This is a genomic window from Amycolatopsis sp. DSM 110486 (genome assembly GCF_019468465.1).
Classification (GTDB): domain Bacteria; phylum Actinomycetota; class Actinomycetes; order Mycobacteriales; family Pseudonocardiaceae; genus Amycolatopsis.
Genome location: NZ_CP080519.1, coordinates 3,069,362 through 3,085,539, shown reverse-complemented (window position 1 = coordinate 3,085,539; position 16,178 = coordinate 3,069,362). Strand labels below are relative to the sequence as shown.

Annotated in this window: 17 protein-coding genes and 1 pseudogene; 7 read left to right on the top strand and 11 right to left on the bottom strand. The window is 70.2% G+C overall.

The window, feature by feature from the left end:
- Position 1 precedes the first annotated feature (1 nt).
- Positions 2–853, bottom strand: a complete 852-nt coding sequence (locus K1T34_RS15025) for a VOC family protein (protein ID WP_220244874.1) — start codon at positions 851–853, stop codon at positions 2–4.
- Positions 854–954: 101 nt separating this feature from the next.
- Here K1T34_RS15025 and K1T34_RS15020 point away from each other — a divergent pair, with 101 nt between their 5' ends.
- Positions 955–1,938: an Lrp/AsnC family transcriptional regulator gene (locus tag K1T34_RS15020; RefSeq protein WP_220244873.1), complete on the top strand. Its 984-nt coding sequence runs from the start codon at positions 955–957 to the stop codon at positions 1,936–1,938.
- 96 nt (positions 1,939–2,034) lie between these two features.
- On the opposite strand, the gene K1T34_RS15015 is transcribed toward K1T34_RS15020, so the two are convergent.
- The 4 genes from K1T34_RS15015 to K1T34_RS15000 form a co-directional block, all read right to left on the bottom strand.
- Positions 2,035–3,102, bottom strand: a complete 1,068-nt coding sequence (locus K1T34_RS15015) for a DNA polymerase III subunit beta (RefSeq protein ID WP_220244872.1) — start codon at positions 3,100–3,102, stop codon at positions 2,035–2,037.
- A gap of 64 nt (positions 3,103–3,166) precedes the next feature.
- The gene (locus K1T34_RS15010) at positions 3,167–4,429 is read right to left on the bottom strand and encodes an MFS transporter (RefSeq protein ID WP_220244871.1); all 1,263 of its coding nucleotides are present in this window, start codon (positions 4,427–4,429) and stop codon (positions 3,167–3,169) included.
- Positions 4,430–5,142: 713 nt separating this feature from the next.
- On the bottom strand, positions 5,143–5,817 hold the full coding sequence (locus K1T34_RS15005) for a Crp/Fnr family transcriptional regulator (RefSeq protein WP_204092840.1): 675 nt from the start codon (positions 5,815–5,817) through the stop codon (positions 5,143–5,145).
- Positions 5,818–5,976: 159 nt separating this feature from the next.
- Entirely contained in the window at positions 5,977–6,228 is a 252-nt protein-coding gene (locus K1T34_RS15000; protein WP_204092841.1) for a hypothetical protein, read from the bottom strand.
- A gap of 226 nt (positions 6,229–6,454) precedes the next feature.
- On the opposite strand from K1T34_RS15000, the gene nth reads away from it, so the two are divergent.
- From nth to K1T34_RS14980, 4 genes are read left to right on the top strand one after another with little or no spacing between them, the layout of a single operon-like run.
- On the top strand, positions 6,455–7,138 hold the full coding sequence (nth, locus tag K1T34_RS14995) for an endonuclease III (protein WP_220244870.1): 684 nt from the start codon (positions 6,455–6,457) through the stop codon (positions 7,136–7,138).
- Positions 7,135–7,737, top strand: coding sequence for a TlpA disulfide reductase family protein (locus K1T34_RS14990; protein ID WP_220244869.1), 603 nt, complete (start codon positions 7,135–7,137; stop codon positions 7,735–7,737). The genes nth and K1T34_RS14990 overlap by 4 nt, the downstream gene beginning before the upstream one ends.
- The gene (locus tag K1T34_RS14985; protein WP_220244868.1) at positions 7,734–8,438 is read left to right on the top strand and encodes a CoA pyrophosphatase; all 705 of its coding nucleotides are present in this window, start codon (positions 7,734–7,736) and stop codon (positions 8,436–8,438) included. The genes K1T34_RS14990 and K1T34_RS14985 overlap by 4 nt, the downstream gene beginning before the upstream one ends.
- A 4-nt stretch (positions 8,439–8,442) precedes the next feature.
- Positions 8,443–9,627 carry a MarP family serine protease gene (locus tag K1T34_RS14980; protein WP_220244867.1) on the top strand — a complete coding sequence of 395 codons (1,185 nt, stop codon included), beginning with the start codon at positions 8,443–8,445 and terminating at the stop codon, positions 9,625–9,627.
- Between the two features lies 1 nt (position 9,628).
- On the opposite strand, the gene K1T34_RS14975 is transcribed toward K1T34_RS14980, so the two are convergent.
- The 3 genes from K1T34_RS14975 to nhaA all read right to left on the bottom strand — a co-directional run bounded on the left by K1T34_RS14975 (position 9,629) and on the right by nhaA (position 12,450).
- Positions 9,629–10,549, bottom strand: a complete 921-nt coding sequence (locus K1T34_RS14975; protein WP_220244866.1) for an alpha/beta fold hydrolase — start codon at positions 10,547–10,549, stop codon at positions 9,629–9,631.
- 149 nt (positions 10,550–10,698) lie between these two features.
- On the bottom strand, positions 10,699–11,196 hold the full coding sequence (locus K1T34_RS14970; protein ID WP_220244865.1) for a phage holin family protein: 498 nt from the start codon (positions 11,194–11,196) through the stop codon (positions 10,699–10,701).
- 60 nt (positions 11,197–11,256) lie between these two features.
- Positions 11,257–12,450: a Na+/H+ antiporter NhaA gene (nhaA, locus tag K1T34_RS14965; RefSeq protein WP_220244864.1), complete on the bottom strand. Its 1,194-nt coding sequence runs from the start codon at positions 12,448–12,450 to the stop codon at positions 11,257–11,259.
- Positions 12,451–12,659: 209 nt separating this feature from the next.
- Between nhaA and K1T34_RS14960 the strand changes: the two genes are divergently transcribed.
- A complete protein-coding gene (locus K1T34_RS14960) occupies positions 12,660–14,117 on the top strand; it encodes a peptide MFS transporter (RefSeq protein WP_220244863.1) in 1,458 nt (485 codons plus the stop codon).
- 3 nt (positions 14,118–14,120) lie between these two features.
- Here K1T34_RS14960 and K1T34_RS14955 read toward each other — a convergent pair whose 3' ends face one another.
- Complete coding sequence (locus K1T34_RS14955; protein ID WP_220244862.1) at positions 14,121–14,846, bottom strand: VIT family protein; 726 nt, start codon at positions 14,844–14,846, stop codon at positions 14,121–14,123.
- A 115-nt stretch (positions 14,847–14,961) separates the two neighbouring features.
- Positions 14,962–15,117 (bottom strand): annotated as a pseudogene (locus tag K1T34_RS54690) (DUF2848 family protein); the annotation flags it as partial.
- 123 nt (positions 15,118–15,240) lie between these two features.
- Here K1T34_RS54690 and K1T34_RS14945 point away from each other — a divergent pair.
- Positions 15,241–15,576 (top strand): cupin domain-containing protein, encoded by a 336-nt coding sequence (locus K1T34_RS14945; RefSeq protein WP_220244861.1) that lies wholly within the window; start codon positions 15,241–15,243, stop codon positions 15,574–15,576.
- 45 nt (positions 15,577–15,621) lie between these two features.
- Here the strand turns inward: K1T34_RS14945 and K1T34_RS14940 are convergent, their stop codons facing one another.
- Complete coding sequence (locus K1T34_RS14940; RefSeq protein WP_220244860.1) at positions 15,622–16,122, bottom strand: DUF6319 family protein; 501 nt, start codon at positions 16,120–16,122, stop codon at positions 15,622–15,624.
- Between the last annotated feature and the right edge of the window lie 56 nt (positions 16,123–16,178).

Here is a 16,178-nt window from a genome sequence, read left to right as displayed (position 1 = left end):
TTCACCTTTCCACGAAACCGAGGGCCGCACCGCCCGCGTGGGCGGCGGGGACGAAAAAGCCGCCGTCGCGAAGATCGACAGTGGGGAGGCCGGCGTCGGCGGCAAGTTTCCTTGCGGGAGTGAGGGTTTCGACGGCGACGGTCTGCGCCGCGAAGTACGGCAGGCGGGGCGCCTGCTCGCCCGGGAGGACGTCGTCGAGCCGGGTCGCGGGGACGAGGTCGAGCCGTCCTGTGCTCAGGGCGAAGGAGTTGTTGGTGGGCTTCTGGTCGAGGATTTGTTCGTAGCGTCGGGTGTAGGCGGGCAGGTCGGCGTCGGCGACGACGAGCTGGACGCTGTCGAGGCCTTTCGCCGTGTTGGCATGGCTGAGGAACTGCGGCTGGAACACGTACTCCGGCGTGAGGTGCTCGGCCGTGTGCAGGATGCCTTCCGGCGTGCGGTCGCGGAGCAGGTGGACGCTGCGGAACCGCGCGGTGCGGGGTCCTTCGGGGGTGTCGACGTCTCGTTGCAGGGAAAGCACGCCGGACTTCGACAGGCCGGCTTCGCGCAGCCGGCGCTCGGCGGCCTCGGTGTCGGGGACGCCGAAGGACACGCCGTGCAGGCCGTCGCCGCGCGCGACGATCGGCAGCACGTGCCACGGGTCGCCCGCCTTCGCTTCGACGATGCCGATCAGCTCGACGAACGAGTCGCCGAAGTAGGTGCAGCGGTTCGCCGTGCAGCTGAGCGTCGGCTCGCTGCCGCTGGTGCCCGCGGCGAAGTGGCGCGACGGCGGGCTGAGGGTGAAGCCGAGCTGCTCGTAGAGCTGCCAGACGCGCTCGTAGCGCTGGGCCAGGAAGACGGTGTGGTCGAGGTTCATTCGCGGCTCCTTCCGGTGACCCCGACTCTCGTCCGTGCTGGTGGTTCAGGCTGCTCATTCGCTCCAGATGCTTGAAATCCGACAGGGAATAGGCTGATCCGGTGGATTCACCTCAGCTCGACGACCTCGACCGCCGGCTGACGCACGCGTTCCAGCTCGACGGGCGCGTGCCGTTCAGCCGCCTGGCCGAGGTGCTGGGCGTGTCGGACCAGACCGTGGCGCGCCGCTACCACCGGCTGCGCTCGACGGGGGTGGTGCGGGTCGTGGGTGTGCCGGAGGTGACGAAGCTCGGGCGCGTGCAGTGGCTGCTTCGCGTGCGCTGCATGCCCGACGCGGCCGGCGTGATCGCCACGGCGCTGGCGCGGCGCGACGACACGTCGTGGGTCAGCCTGACGTCCGGCGGTACGGAGATCGCCTGCTACACCTCGGCGCCCCGGCAGGAGGCCGACGAGGGCCTGTTGCTCGGGCAGCTGCCGCGCACGCCGCGCGTGGTGTCCGTGACGGCGCATCGATTGCTGCGTCGCTTCGCCGGTGGTCCGGCGGGCTGGCCGGGCCGGGCGAGTGCGTTGGACGCCGCTCAGGTCGCCGCCCTGACCCCCGTCTGGGACGGCCGCACCAGTGGAAGCACCGTTTCGCCGCGCCTGGAACCCGGTGACGACGCCCTCTTCGCCGCCCTGGCCCACGACGGCCGCGCTTCGCTGGCCACCCTCGCCGCCGCGTCGGGACGCTCCGAAACGACCGTCCGCCGCCGCCTCGAGCACCTGCGCGCCACGGGCGCCCTCTACTTCGACGTCGAGGTCGACGCCGCCCTGCTCGGCGCATCCCTGTCGGCCCTGCTGTGGCTTGGCGTCACCCCGTCCCGCCTCGACGCCGTCGCCCGCGAGGTGGCGACCTACCCGGAAGTCGCGCTCGTCGCCGCCACCACCGGTCCGACCAACCTGACCCTCAGCATCGGCTGCCGCGACGACGACGCCCTCTACGACTTCCTCGCCACGCGCCTCGGCGCCCTCCCCGGCGTCCACCAGGTCGAGACGGCGCCGATGATCCGGACGATCAAACGCTCCGGCAGCTGGGTCGCGCCCTGATTCGGCGGTCGACGACCTGCTGGGCGGTGACCTCGTACGTGCAGCGAGCAGTCGATGAGGTCGCGGAAAGCCCGCGGGGGGTGCGCCCCGACTGCCTCAGCGGGGCAGCATCGGCATGAGGTAGTACGTGAGGCTCACCTCCTGCGCCTCCGCCGCCGTCAAGACGCACGCGCGCAGCCCCGGCTGGATCGACAGCCGCACGGTGGAGTCCGCGAACGGCGCGAGGGCGTCCAGCAGGTAACGCGCCTGGAACGACGGCGAGGTGCGGCCGCCGCAAACGTTTGCCTTCAGGGTTTCCTCGGCTTCGCCTGTGTCGGCGCGGGTGCTGGCGAGGCGGACGTGTGCGTCGCCCACCCCGAGGGTCAGCACGCGGCGGTCTTCGGCGTAGACGCCGACGCGGCGGATGGCCGCGGCGAGGGCGTCGGCGGGCAGCTCGACCTCCGTGTCGACGTCGCCGGACGGGATGGCGTCGGCCGACAGGAACCCCGCGTCGAGGACTGCGGTGGTGACAGTGCCGCCGGCCCAGGACAGGCCGAAGTGGCCGCTGTCGGCTTGGAGGGTGAGGGTGCCGGTGGCGTGGCGCGTGGCCTCGGCCAGCAGGCGCGCGGGCACGAGCACGTCGAGCGGCCCCCACGCCGCTCGCAACGGCACGCGCGCCACGGCCATCCGGTAGCGGTCCGAGGCGGTGAGCACGAGCGTGTCACCGGAGCTCTGCACGCGCACGCCCGTGAAGACCGGCAGTGGATCGTCCTTCGCGGCCGTGCCCGCGACCGTGCGGACCGCGGCCGCCAGGAGCTCCCCGTCCACTTCGGACAACCGAGGTGGCTGCGCGGGCTCCACGAGCGCACCCCGGTCCAGCAGCGGCAAGGCGAAGCGCGCCCCTTCCACGCGCACCGCCAGCCGGCTGCCTTCGACGACCAGGCGCACCTGGTCGACGTCCAGCATCTTCAGCGTCTCGGCCAGCGGCGCCGCCGGCACGAGCACCTCCCCATCGGTGTGGGATGTCGCCGGGCATGCCAAGCGCACGGACAGGTCGCGGTCGCTGCCGGCGACCTCGAGCCCGTCCGCGTCAGTGCACAGCCGCAGCGCGGCCTGCCTCGGGAGCAGGCGCGCGGCGGCGTTCACGGCCGTGGACAGCGGCCGCGCCGGTGACGTCAGATCCATGTCCGCGAAGCTAGCGCGGGCCACCGACAAAAACCGGCTACGATGCCGCTGAACTGCTGAAACGTCAGTGGCGGGCGCCCACGAGCTCACCCGAGTCGGTCGGCTCCGCGGCCGGCGCGCGCACCGTGCCGCGCATCAGCCACACCACGATCGCCAGCGCCACCCCGGCCACGCCGGCGGCCAGGAACGACGCGCTCGGACCTGAGTGCTCGACCAGGTAACCGCTCACCGACTGGCCCGCGGCCAGCCCCAGCGTCACCGCCGTGAGGACCCAGCCGAAGGCCTCCGCGGCCGTACCGCGCGGCGCGACGGTCTCGATCGCCGTCGAGTGCGTGGTCGACTGCGGCGTGATCATCGCGCCCGCCAGCAGCATCAGCAGCGCCAGCGCCCACAGCGACGACGGCAGCGCCAGCAGTGCCACCAGCGCGCCGAACCCGCCCAGCAACGCGGGCAGGCGCAGGCCCAGCCGGCGCGGCCACGGATGCAGGCTGTACGCCACGCCGAACGCCACCGACGTCAGCGACCACGCCGAAAGCAGCAGCCCGCTCAACGCCGCGTGGCCGGACTCCGTCGCGGCGGCCGGCACGGCCACCTCGACGAACCCGATCACCACACCGAAGCCCAGCGCGGCCACGGCGAGCGTCCGCATGCCGGGGCTCGCCAGCGCACCCAACAGCCGCGTCTTCGCGCGCGGAGCAGGACCCCAAGCGCGCACGGCGGGGCTCAGTGCGAACACCGTCGCGCCGGTGACCATCGCCGCGGCACCCACGACCATGCCCGTGCCGGCCCACGGCGCCGTGATCAGCAGACCCGCGATGCCCGGGCCGAGAATGAAGAAAACCTCCATGCTGATCGCTTCGTACGAGAAGGCCGCGTTGCGCGCGGGGCCTTCCGGAAGCAGCTTCGTCCACAACGCACGCGAGGCCGATCCGATCATCGGCTCCGACAGACCCGTGGCGGCGGCCAGCGCGACCAGCAGAAACGTCGGCGCGTGGGCCTCGATCGCCAGGGCCAGCGCGACCATCGACAGCGCGAACAGTCCCACCGTGACCAGCAGCGGACGCGTCGGCCCGTAGCGGTCGATGAGGCGCCCCTGCACCACCGCGCCCACGGACACGCCGGCGAGCGAGCTGGCGGAAACCAGCCCGGCGGCGGCGAACGAGCCGGTCTCGCGCTGCACGTAGAGCAGCGCCGAGATGCCGATCATCGCGATCGGCAAGCGGGCGAGCACCGACGCGACGACCGGGCGGCGAGAGCCGGGGGCCCTCAGCGCGGCACGGTAGTCGGCGAGTGTGGTGCGACCTTCGGAGGGAGCAGAGTGGGACACGCGTACCAGTATGCCTGCGAGTGGTACGGAAGTACCAGTTGTTTTGCGGTCAGGTGCGTCACCTCCATCGAACGGCTTCGGTTACGCCGCAGAGGTCTCGATCCTGTAACGCTCTATGGATTCTCAGTGAACTCGTGCAACGAAACGGCCGAAGCGGCGTCCTTGAGAGTGAATGGCCTTGAATTCGTGGGTAGTGGCCATGATGGTTGAGAAACAGCACATCCCAGCTCCCTCCGGCATACGGGTCGGGGCCTGAACCGGAGGGCGGGGAGCGCGGGTCGTCGGGGGATGGTCCGCGCGAGGCAAGGAGCCGGTGCGCCACGTCGGGGGTGGCGCCCGGCTCCCTGTCGTTTGCCCTGGCTCCGCCAGGGCGTGCGGGATCGCGCCGGGTGGTCCACTCAGTTTCCCTGTTGTGGAAGAAAAACGCGCCGCGACACGGCCAGGTCGGCCGGATGCCGCTCGTGTGGGGGACGCCCATAAAGTCTGGAGCCCAGCTGTAGCCCCAAAAGCCTCAGAAGCGACGAAAGCCACCCGGCGCCGGTAGGGGCGAGGGTGGCCTTCGTTCAACGAAGAGTGGGGGCGTGGTGACCACAGCCGCGAGATCGCGCCGGCTTCTGGATTGAGCGGTTTTCGCGCGGCTCAGGGGCCGCGCGAAAACCGGGAGGGAAGAAGTCGGCGCGATCTCGCACGCCTCGGCGGAGCCGAGGCCAAAGTCACCGCGCGCGGCGGGCGAGGCGCTCCGGGTCGAGGATGAGGACGCTCTTGCCTTCCAGCCGCAGCCAGCCGCGGTGGGCGAAGTCGGCGAGGGCCTTGTTGACGGTCTCGCGGGAGGCGCCGACGTACTGGGCGATCTCCTCCTGCGTGAGGTCGTGGGTCACGCGCAGCAGGCCGGCCTCCTGGCTGCCGAAGCGCTGCGCGAGCTGCAGGAGCGCGCGGGCCACGCGGCCGGGCACGTCGGTGAAGATCAGCTCGGCGACCATGTTGTTGGTCCGGCGCAGCCTGCGGGCCACGACGCGCAGCAGCTGCTCCGCGATCTCCGGCCGCGTCGAGATCCACTGGCGCAGGGCCGGGCGGTCCATGGTGACGGCGCGGACCTCGGTGACCGTGGTCGCACTCGACGTGCGCGGGCCCGGGTCGAAGATGGACAGCTCGCCGAACATGTCCGACGGGCCGAAGATGCCCAACAGGTTCTCGCGGCCGTCCGGCGACTTGCGGCCGATCTTCACCTTGCCGGACTGGATGATGTACAGCTTGTCGCCCGGCTCACCCTCGCTGAAGATGACATGGCCGCGGGGAAACTCCACGGATTCCAAGGTCTGGGCCAGAGCCTCAGCGGCTGCAGGCTCAACACCCTGGAAAATGCCCGCACGGGCCAGGGTTTCGTCCACCTCGGGTGCCTCCTCGTCGAGAAACGATCACTTCCTCCGCAGGTCGAAGGCCGTGTCGCCGATCACTTTCGCGTCAGTCTAGGGCGTGTCGGCGAGATCGCCCGTCGGCTCGCCGCGCGGGGCGCGGCAGCCGGAGACGATCTCGCACGAACAGGGAGCCTAACTCCGCACGCGGCGCGCGCGAAGCCTGGCTGCCCGTCCGCCCAGCCTGCGGAGCCGAAACAGCTCAAGAGCACGGCCGATCCCGTGGCCGTAGAGGGCCCTGACCTCGTTGGGTTGAGCCTGCTCCAGGAACTCCTCGACCTCGTTCTCCTGCACCGCGACGTGCTTGAGGCGGCTTTCCACCCGCTCCATGAAGAGAGCGAAGAACATGATCACCAGTGGGACCAGAATCACGAACCACGCGGTCATGACACACATCCACTACGGAAAGTAAGCATCGACTCCAGATCCTCGCTCCTCGCGGCACACGGTGCGCCGAGGTGGTGCTCTGGCGTGTCGGCCGTCCACCGGCGGGTGCTCCCGCCCGGCTCGTCCGACGCGCCCGTAGGCTATCGGGGTGCCACCTGCCGTCACGAACGCCCCCCGCGAGGGCGCCGGTGAAAGCCGGCTTGCCTTGGTGAGACGCGCCCGGCGTATGAAGCGTTGCCTCGACGAGGTGTATCCCGACGCGAAAGCCGAGCTGGACTTCACGAATCCGCTGGAACTGCTGGTCGCGGTGGTGCTTTCCGCGCAGACCACCGACGTGCGGGTGAACCTGGTCACGCCCGCGTTGTTCAAGCGCTATCCCACGGCGGCCGCCTACGCGGGCGCCGATCGCACCGAGCTCGAGGAGTTCCTGAGGCCCACCGGGTTTTTCAGGGCCAAGGCCAACTCGGTGATGGGGCTGGGCGCAGCGCTCGTGGAGCGCTTCGACGGCGAGGTGCCCAAGAAGCTCGACGACCTCGTGACGCTGCCCGGGGTCGGGCGCAAAACGGCCAACGTCGTGCTCGGCAACGCGTTCGACGTGCCGGGAATCACGGTCGACACCCACTTCGGCCGCCTCGTGCGCCGCTGGGGCTGGACGGCCGAGGAAGACCCGGTGAAGGTCGAGCACGCCGTGGGGGAGCTGATCCCGCGCAAGGAGTGGACGATGCTGTCCCACCGGGTGATCTTCCACGGCCGGCGCGTGTGCCACTCGCGCAAGCCCGCGTGCGGCGCGTGCCCGCTGAAGAAGGACTGCCCGTCCTACGGACTGGGACCCACGGAGTTCGAGGTCGCCGCGAAGCTCGTCAAGGGCGAGGAGCGTGAGCACATCCTCGAGCTGGCGGCGCGCGGGTGACCACGGTCACCAAATGGGCACTCGGCGTCGCGGTCCTGGTGGTCGCGGTGCTGGTCGCCGTGCTCACGACGCGTGGCGGCTCGAAGGACGCGCCCGCGGCGACCGGTGACCTCGCCGGCGTACGCGCGAAGGCCGCGCTGCAGGCCTGCCCGCCGCCGTCGCCCGGACCCGCTGTCGGCGAGCTGTCCGGTATCCAGGCCGACTGCCTCGGCGACGGCTCGCGCGTCGACGTCGGCAAGGTGCTCGCCGGCGGCCCGACGCTGGTGAACGTGTGGGCCTCGTGGTGCGTGGCGTGCCGCACCGAGCTGCCCGTGCTGCAGACCTACGCCGCGGAGCCCGGCGCCGTGCGGGTCATCGGCGTACAGATCGCCAGCCCGGCCGCCGACGGACTCGGCTTGCTGCAAGACATCGGCGTCCACCTGCCCTCGCTGTACGACGGCGACGGCCAGACCGGTCCGATCCGCACCGCGCTGAAAGTGCCCTCGAACCTGCCCGCGTCCTACCTCGTCACCCCCGACGGTCAAGTGCGCTTCATCTCCAGCCCCCGCACGTTCGACAGCACCGACCAGGTGCGCGCAGCTGTGAAGGACTTCTCATGACCGGTCCCCTCGTCGACCCCGAAGCCGTGCCCGAATGGCTGCGGCCGCTGGTGAAGGTGTCCGCTGAGGTCGAGAGCCGCACCTTCACCCGCTTCACCGTCGACGAGTCGCTCACGCGCTCGGCCGCCGTGCTGATCCTCTTCGGCGAACGCGCCGACGGTCCCGACGTGCTGTTGCAGCGCCGCGCCGACACGCTCGGCTCGCACGCGGGCCAGGTCGCGTTTCCGGGCGGCGGCGCGGAGGACGGCGACGGCGGACCCGTCGGCACCGCCCTGCGCGAGGCCGAGGAGGAGACTGGCGTGGACCCGGGGGGCATCCTGCCGATCGCGATCCTGCCGGAGCTGCCCGTGCCGGTGTCGCGCTTCGCCGTGACGCCTGTGCTCGCCTATTGGCACACGCCTTCGCCCGTGCACGCCGTCGACCTCGGCGAGACGGCCGCTGTCGCGCGCGTTGCGCTCTCAGACCTCGCCGATCCGGCGAACCGGTTCATGGTCCAGAAGCGTGGTGCGTCGTGGAAGGGCCCGGGCTTCGACGTCGACGGCCTGTTCATCTGGGGCTTCACCGCCGGCCTGCTGTCGGTGCTGCTTTCGCTCGGCGGCTGGGAGCGCGACTGGGACACCGGCGACGTGCGCGACCTTGACGTAGCGTTGGCCGAACACCGGGCCCGCAACGTGGCGCGGGGAGAGGCGATCGGGGAGTGACGGCGTGAACTGGGTCGATGTCCTCGTGCTGGTGCTGGCGGTGCTGGCGGCTGTTTCGGGGGCGTTCCAGGGCGTGATCGTCGCGCTGCCCGCGCTGATCGGGGTCGCCATCGGGGCGGTGCTCGGCGTGAAGCTGGCGCCGTTCGTGATCGAACTGTTCGACAACCCCGTGGCGAAGGTGGCCTTCGCGCTCGCCGTGGTGGTGTTCCTCGTGGTGCTCGGCGAAACGCTCGGGGTGTGGATCGGGCGCAAGCTGCGCCAGAAGATCAACCCCGACAAGCTGTCCGGAGTGGACAAGACGCTGGGTGCGATCGTCCAGGCCGCGGCGGTTTTCGTGGTGGCGTGGCTGGTCGCGAACCCGCTCACCACCGTGTCGGTCATCCCTGGGCTCGCCAAGTCGATCAACTCGTCGGTCGTGCTGGGCGAGGTCAACAACCTGATGCCGGCCGAGGCCCAGGGCCTGCCGAGCGACCTGCGCAAGCTGCTCGACGCGTCGGGTTTCCCGTCGGCGCTCTCGCCGTTCGAAAAGGCGCCCGCCGCCGACGCCGCGCCGCCGGACACGTCGATGAACATCAGCGCGGTCGCGCGCCGGGTGCACCCGAGCGTGGTGAAGATCCGCGGCAACGCGCCGTCGTGCTCGAAATCGCTGGAGGGCAGCGGTTTCGTGATCGCGCCGCAGCGCGTGATGACCAACGCGCACGTGGTCGCGGGCACGAACGAGGTCGGCATCGAGTCCACGCGCGGCGACTACCGGGCGCGCGTCGTGTACTTCAACCCCGAGGTCGACATCGCCGTGCTGGCCGTGCCGGGCCTGTCCGCGCCCGCGTTGCCGTTCGCGCAGGAAACCGCGCGCGCCGGCGACAACGCCATCGTGCTCGGCTACCCGCTCGACGGCCCGTACACGTCCACCGCCGCCCGCGTGCGCGGCCGCATCAACCTGCGCGGCCCCGACATCTACGACGCCAACACCGTGCAGCGCGACGTGTTCACCATTCGCGCGGGCATCCGCAGCGGCAACTCCGGCGGCCCCATGATCACCCCCGACGGCGACGTGATCGGCGTCGTCTTCGGCGCGGCGGTGGAAGATCCGGACACGGGCTTCACCCTGACCGCGGAACAGGTGCGCGCGGAGGTCGCGGCGGCGCCGTCGCAGACGACGAACGTGAGCACGGGCGCCTGCGCGAGCTGAGTCAGCTCACGAAGTCCACAACGGATTTCGTCACGCGGTCCGGCTCCTCCAGGTGCGGGAAGTGGCCGACGCCGGGCCAGACGCGGGGCTCGCCGTGCGGCCCGGCCCAATGCACGGACGCGCGTGCGGTCTCCGGGACGATGCACGTGTCCACGGCGCCGTGCAGTTGCAGCACGGGCGCGGCGACGCGTTTGCCCACGGCGTCGGTGAAGCGGCGGCCCTCGCCGCGGAACTGCGCGCGGAAGGCCCAGCGGTAGTACTCCAGCGCGGAGTGTGCGACGCCCGGGATCAGCATCGCCTGGCGGAACCGGTCGACCGTGTCGGTGAAGTCCGAAGAGGACCGCCAGACCGGGCCGGACCAGCTGTGGAACAACGACTCCACGTTGGCGGCGTCGTCGCGCACCAGCCACTTCTCCGGCGCCATCGGCACCTGGAACCGGAACAGGTGCCCGGCCGCGCGTCCCTGGCGGCGGGGCGAACGCAGCACGGCGGACTTCAGCGCGAGCGGGTGCGCGGCGCCGACGGCCGTCACCGAAGACACGAGGCGGGGGTGCAGCGAGGCGACCGTCCAGGCGAGCATGCCGCCCCAAGCGTGGCCGACGAGGTGCGCGCGGCGGGCGCCGAGGGCCTTGATCAGGCCGCCGACGTCGCCAGCCAGCGTCCACGCGTCGTAGCCGCGCGGGGGCTTGTCGGAGTCGCCGTAGCCACGCAGGTCCACGGCGACGGCGCGGAAACCGGCGTCCGCGAGGCCACGCAGCTGGTGGTGCCAGGTCCACCAGAACTCGCCGAAGCCGTGCAGCAGCAGTACCAGTGGTCCGTCGCCGAGCTCGGCGACGTGCAGGCGGATGCCGTTGGCCGAGACGTCGCGGTGCGTCCACGGACCGTCGATCCGGACGATCGACGGGTCGGGCGTGCGCTGCACTGCGGGCTCCGCTTCAGCCGATACTGTGCCGATGGTTACCAATCCGACCACAGTCACGGCCGAATGGCTTCGTCGCAACGGTTACGTGACGGGTGGGGTCGGCCTACTTTTGGCCGGATCAGTAACGCAGCCTGGGATGCGGTGCCGGGTCAGGAACGCGTCGCGGGCAGGTCGTCTTCGGTGGCGCGACGCGGCTTGAGGGCCGCGGCCGTCTCCTTGACGCTGTCGATCGTGCGCTCGGGCGCCTTCAGCTTCTTCACCTTGCGCCAGCCGAGGAAGGCCGTGACGGCGGTGGTGAGCAGCATCAGGACGAACACGGTGAGGAACGCCGGCCAGCGGATGCCCCACCAGTCCGACAGGATCTCGGCGATGAACAGGAACAGGAAGTACGAGCTGTAGAGCCCCACGGCGAGGGCGATGAGGAAGTAGACGGCTCCCTTGAGCCCCTTCTTCATCTCGCCGACCAGCTCCGACTTCGCCAGCTCGACCTCGGCCCTGACCAGCGTCGACAGGTGCTGGGTGGCGTCGCCGACGAGTTTGCCGATGGACTGTTCCGCCGCCGCGGCCTCCTCGTCGCTCGACAGGGGCAGGTAGGGCACGGCCCCCACGCCGTCGGGGCCGGTGCGTTCGTGTTTGGGGCTGGTCACCGGGTCATCGTGCCACGTACCCGTTCCCCAAGCGCGGCGGACCGTCGGGAGTGTCGGGGATCAGTCCGCTCTCGCGTGCGCCCGGTTGCGTCGCAGCAGCAGCGCGGCCGCCGTCAGCGACGCGACGGCCGACGCGATCAGCACCGCCGCCTTGGCCAGTTCGGTCTCCGGTTCGTCGAGCGCGAGGTCTGCGATCAGCAGGCTCACCGTGAAGCCGACGCCGCCTAGAGCAGCCAGCGCCGAGAGATCACGCCAGCCCATGCCGGTGGGTTTTTCCGCGACGCCCAGCTTCACCGCCAGCACGCTCGCGCCGAGGATGCCGACGAACTTGCCCACGACCAGTCCCAACAGGACAGCCAGCGGCAACGCGGTGGTGAAGACCTGGCCCAACGCGTGCCCGCTCACCGAGATCCCCGCGGCGAACAGCGCGAACACGGGCACCGCGACAGCCGCCGACCACGGCTGGAGCCGGTGCTCCAGCCGCACCGCCGGCGCCTCGTCCTCGCCTTCGTCGGGTTTCACGCGCGTGAGCAGCCCGAGCGCGACGCCGGCGATGGTCGCGTGGATGCCCGTCGAGTGCACCGCCACCCAGGTGACCACCGCGAGCGGCACGTACAACCAGGCCGTGCGCACGCGTTTGTGCTGCAGGAACCAGTAGAGCGCCAGCGCCACCACGGCGACGGCAGCGGCCACGAGGTCGAAGCCCGTGGTGAAGACGATCGCGATCACGAGGATCGCGCCGAGGTCGTCGACCACCGCCAGCGAAAGCAGGAAGACCCGCGCGCTGCTCGGCAGGTTCGATGCCGTCAGCGCGAGCACGCCGAGCGCGAACGCGATGTCCGTGGCCACGGGGATCGCCCACGCGCGGTCGATTCCCGGCGTCCCCCAGCCGACCGCCAGTGCGATGAGCGCCGGCACGACCATCCCGCCGACGGCCGCGATCACCGGCAGCACTGCCTGCTTGAAGCGCGAGAGCTCACCCACCACGAGCTCGCGCTTGAGCTCCAGCCCGGCGACGAAGAAGAACAAGGCGAGCAGCCCGTCCTTCGCCCAGTCGCCGATCGACAGGTTCAGGTGCAGGAACTCGGGGCCGACGTGGAAGTCGCGCACGGCCCGGTAGACGTCATCGGCCGGTGAGTTGGCCAAGATCAGCGCTACGGCAGTGGCGGCGAGCAGGATGATCCCGCCGGTGGTCTCAGTGCGCAGGTAGCGGGCGAACTCGGCGGCGGCGCGGGCCGGGCGGGAAGCGGTCATGGGCGGAGTCCTCCAGGTGCGGCAATCGTCACAAACATCGCCGACCAGGCTTCCCGGCGCACCTTTTGCCGCCATTTTAGCGCCCGTCCGAGCCGGCCCGGGAGTTCGATGACGCTCACCACACCCGGTCCGGTTTTCTGTTCACCCATTCGCCTTCTAGCATGCGAATCGGAAACGACAACGTTGTCTAGGACAAGGACGAGACAGTTGTGAGTACCTCTACCGAGGCCCAGCACGACACGAGGTTCTTCGGGCACCCACGAGGGCTGGCGAACCTCTTCGGCGTCGAGATGTGGGAGCGGTTCTCCTACTACGGGATGCTCGGCATCCTCGCCATCTACCTGTACTACAAGGCCGACCAGGGTGGGCTCGGCATCGACCAAGGCGACGCGCTCGGCGTCGTCGGCGCGTACGGCGGCACGGTCTACCTCGCCACCGTGATCGGCGCGTGGGTGGCCGACCGCCTGCTCGGTTCCGAGCGCACGCTGTTCTACAGCGCCGTGCTGGTGATGATCGGCCACATCGCGCTGGCGCTGCTGCCGGGCCTGACCGGCATCGGCGTGGGCCTCGCGTGCGTCGCGATCGGTTCGGGCGGCCTCAAGGCCAACGCGACCGCCGTGGTCGGCACCCTCTACGCCGAGGGCGACGAGCGCCGCGACGCCGGCTTCACGATCTTTTACATGGGCATCAACCTGGGTGGCTTCATCGGCCCGCTGCTCACCGGGCTCGCGCAGTCGGAGGTCGGCTTCCACCTGGGCTTCGGGCTCGCCGCGATCGGCATGGCGCTCGGCCTGACCCAGTACACGCTCGGCCGCAAGAACCTGGGCGAGAAGGCGTCGGAGATCCCGAACCCCCTGCAGCCTTCGCAGCGCTGGACGGCGATCGGTGTCGCCGTGGTGATCGTGGTCGCGGTCGTCGCGCTGATCATGTCCGGCGTGGTCGGGCCGTCGAACCTGGCCGACGTGGTCGTCTACGTGGTCGTCGCGATCTCGGTGGTGTACTTCGTGGTCATCCTGACCAGCCGCAAGATCACGTCCGACGAGCGCAGCCGCGTGTTCTCGTTCATCCCGATGTACATCGCGAGCGCCGCGTTCTTCTCGCTGTACCAGCAGCAGTCCACGGTCGTCTCGGTCTACAGCGACCAGCGCCTCGACCGGAACCTGTTCGGCTGGGACATGCCGGTGTCGTGGGTCAACTCGATCAACCCGGTGTTCATCATCATCTTCGCGCCGATCGTCGCCGCGATCTGGACGAAGCTGGGGCCGAAGCAGCCGTCGACGCCGATGAAGTTCGTGCTGGGCACGGTGCTGATGGGTCTCGCGTTCCTGCTGTTCCTGCCGATGACCGGCACCGGCGTGAACGGCAGCCCGCTGATCGCGCTCGCCGGGATCCTCCTGGTGTTCACGATCGCGGAGCTGATGCTGTCGCCGGTCGGGCTGTCGCTGTCGACGAAGCTCGCGCCCAAGGCGTTCCGGACGCAGATGGTGGCGCTGAACTTCCTGTCGGTCTCGCTGGGCACCGCTATGTCGGGCAAGCTCGCGGAGTCCTACGACGTGCACGACGAGACGCCGTACTTCAGCATCATCGGCGTGGTCGCGATCGTGATCGGCCTGGTCCTGCTCGCGCTGATCCCGTTCATCCGGCGGCTGATGAAGGGCGTGCACTAGCTGCTAGCCGATCGTGGTGCCGAACAGCACTCCCACGAAGTAGGTGACGAGCATGGTGAGGGCGCCGACGCCCACGTTGCGCGCGATCGCGCGCCCCACCTGCGCGTTGCCCAGGCGCGCGCTCACGAAGCCGGTGAGCGTGAGGCCCACGACCACGGCCAGCGCGCACGCCCACACGCGCTCCGGCACCGCCGTCCAGGCGATGGACAGCAGCGGCAGCAGCGCGCCGACGGAGAACGCGATCAGCGAAGCCCAGGCCGCCTGCCACGGGTTGGTGAGGTTGTCCGGGTCGATGCCCAGTTCGGCCTCGGCGTGGGCGTGGAACGCGTCCTTGCGGGTCAGCTCGCGCGCGACCTCCGCGGCGAGTTCCCGGGACAGGCCCTTGCCCTCGTAGATCTCGGCGAGCTCGCGTTCCTCGGCCTCGGGCATCGCTTTCAGCTCTTGCTTCTCGAGCTGCAGCAACGCGCGTTCGGTGTCGCGCTGCGTGCTCACGCTCACGTATTCCCCACCGGCCATCGAAAACGCACCGGCCACCAGTCCGGCAATTCCGGCGGTGAGGATCGCGGTGCGGCTCGTGGTCGCCCCTGCGACGCCTACCACGATGCCCGCGACGGACACGATCCCGTCGTTGGCCCCGAGAACACCGGCGCGCAGCCAGTTCAGCTTGCCGCCAAGGTCGTCGTGGGGCTCGTGCGAGTGGGAATCAGTCGCGTCCACCGTTTCGGTCACGGGAATAGTGAAACACGAAATTCGGGCGAGCGCCTCTGTCCAGTGAATTACATCAAGGAAGGGTTTCCTTATTTAATTGTGCCTATCCTTTGAATGTCAGCCGATCGGCGCCGGCCTGCTGCGCGAGGTACGGCGCCACCGGGTACAGCGCCGGCGTCACCGAAGGCGCGGGCACGCCGAGCTCCGCCAGCTCCTTCACGTGCGCCGCCACGTCGTCCTGGCTGCGGCCGGCGTACCCGGCGTTGAGCAGGGTGTGGACGGGCGTGGTGATTTCGGAACCGTCTCGAAGGGTGAAGTGCGCCGGGAACCTCCGGGAGTCTTGCGATGGCCGTTGTATACATGGAGTATATGTTGCTGGTGGCGGGAGTGCCCGAGGTGCCCGGAAGGCGGCGGAATGAGCGAATGGCTCGAAGTGTCCACTGTGGAAGGGCGACAGCTGACCGGCGGCACCGCCTTCGTCCGCGAGAGAGAACGCGCCGCGCACGGGCTCGTGTACGAGATCCGCTACCCGGCCGGCGTCGGGTCGCCTGTGCACAGTCACGACCACGACAGCGTCATCTACGTGCTCGAAGGTCGGCTGTCCGGTGTGGTCGGGGGCGTGCCGGGAGAGTTCGGCCCCGGCGACACCGTGGTCCACCCGCGCGGAGTCGACCACCAAGTTCACGCCATTGTGGACAGTCGCTGGCTCGAGTTCAAAGCGCCGCTGCCGAAAAACTCGCCCCTGGCGTGAAAAAAGCCCGGCAAAGAATGCCGGGCCTTTTCGCGGAACAAGAACTCAGGCGTCGAGCTCCGCCAGGGCCGCCTTGGCGGCTTCCAGCTCGGCCTCAAGCTGCGCGACCTTCGCGGCCTGCGCCTCGCGGGCCTGGTTGATGACCTCGTCGATCGGGCCCGACAGGTCCGCGTGCAGCTCCTTCGCCGCGCGCGAGACGGCGGCGGCCGGGATCTCCAGGCCCTTCGCGACCCACTTGCTGCCGTTCTTGAGCTCGGCCTGCCACTCGCCGTCGGCCGTGCCGGTGACGGTGAGGATGAGCTCCACCGTGCGGGTCTTCTTCGCGGTGGACGCGGCGGCCTTCGGCCGGCCGCGCTTCGGCTTCGGCGCCTCTTCAGCGGCCGGGGCGGCCTCGTCTGAATCGGAAGACGACGCAGGTGAGGCAGTGGTCTCAGTGGGCTCGGTGACCTCCGGGGCGTCGGCGGCCTGCGCCGAGGCAGCGGCTGCCTCGGTCGTCGCCGCTTCGGCCGCGGTGTCCTCGTCGTGCGTCAAGGCTTCCACGGTCATTCGTGTCGTCTCCTTGCCCGGATCTGGGGTGGGTACAGCGGCACATCTTAGAACAT

Coding starts and splice junctions, on each gene's coding strand:
- K1T34_RS14985 (WP_220244868.1), top strand. CDS start 7,734: ATGACCGGTCCCCTCGTCGACCCCGAAGCCGTGCCCGAATGGCTGCGG.
- K1T34_RS14940 (WP_220244860.1), bottom strand. CDS start 16,122: ATGACCGTGGAAGCCTTGACGCACGACGAGGACACCGCGGCCGAAGCG.
- nth (WP_220244870.1), top strand. CDS start 6,455: ATGAAGCGTTGCCTCGACGAGGTGTATCCCGACGCGAAAGCCGAGCTG.
- nhaA (WP_220244864.1), bottom strand. CDS start 12,450: ATGACCGCTTCCCGCCCGGCCCGCGCCGCCGCCGAGTTCGCCCGCTAC.
- K1T34_RS14945 (WP_220244861.1), top strand. CDS start 15,241: ATGAGCGAATGGCTCGAAGTGTCCACTGTGGAAGGGCGACAGCTGACC.
- K1T34_RS15000 (WP_204092841.1), bottom strand. CDS start 6,228: ATGACCGCGTGGTTCGTGATTCTGGTCCCACTGGTGATCATGTTCTTC.
- K1T34_RS15025 (WP_220244874.1), bottom strand. CDS start 853: ATGAACCTCGACCACACCGTCTTCCTGGCCCAGCGCTACGAGCGCGTC.
- K1T34_RS15015 (WP_220244872.1), bottom strand. CDS start 3,102: ATGGATCTGACGTCACCGGCGCGGCCGCTGTCCACGGCCGTGAACGCC.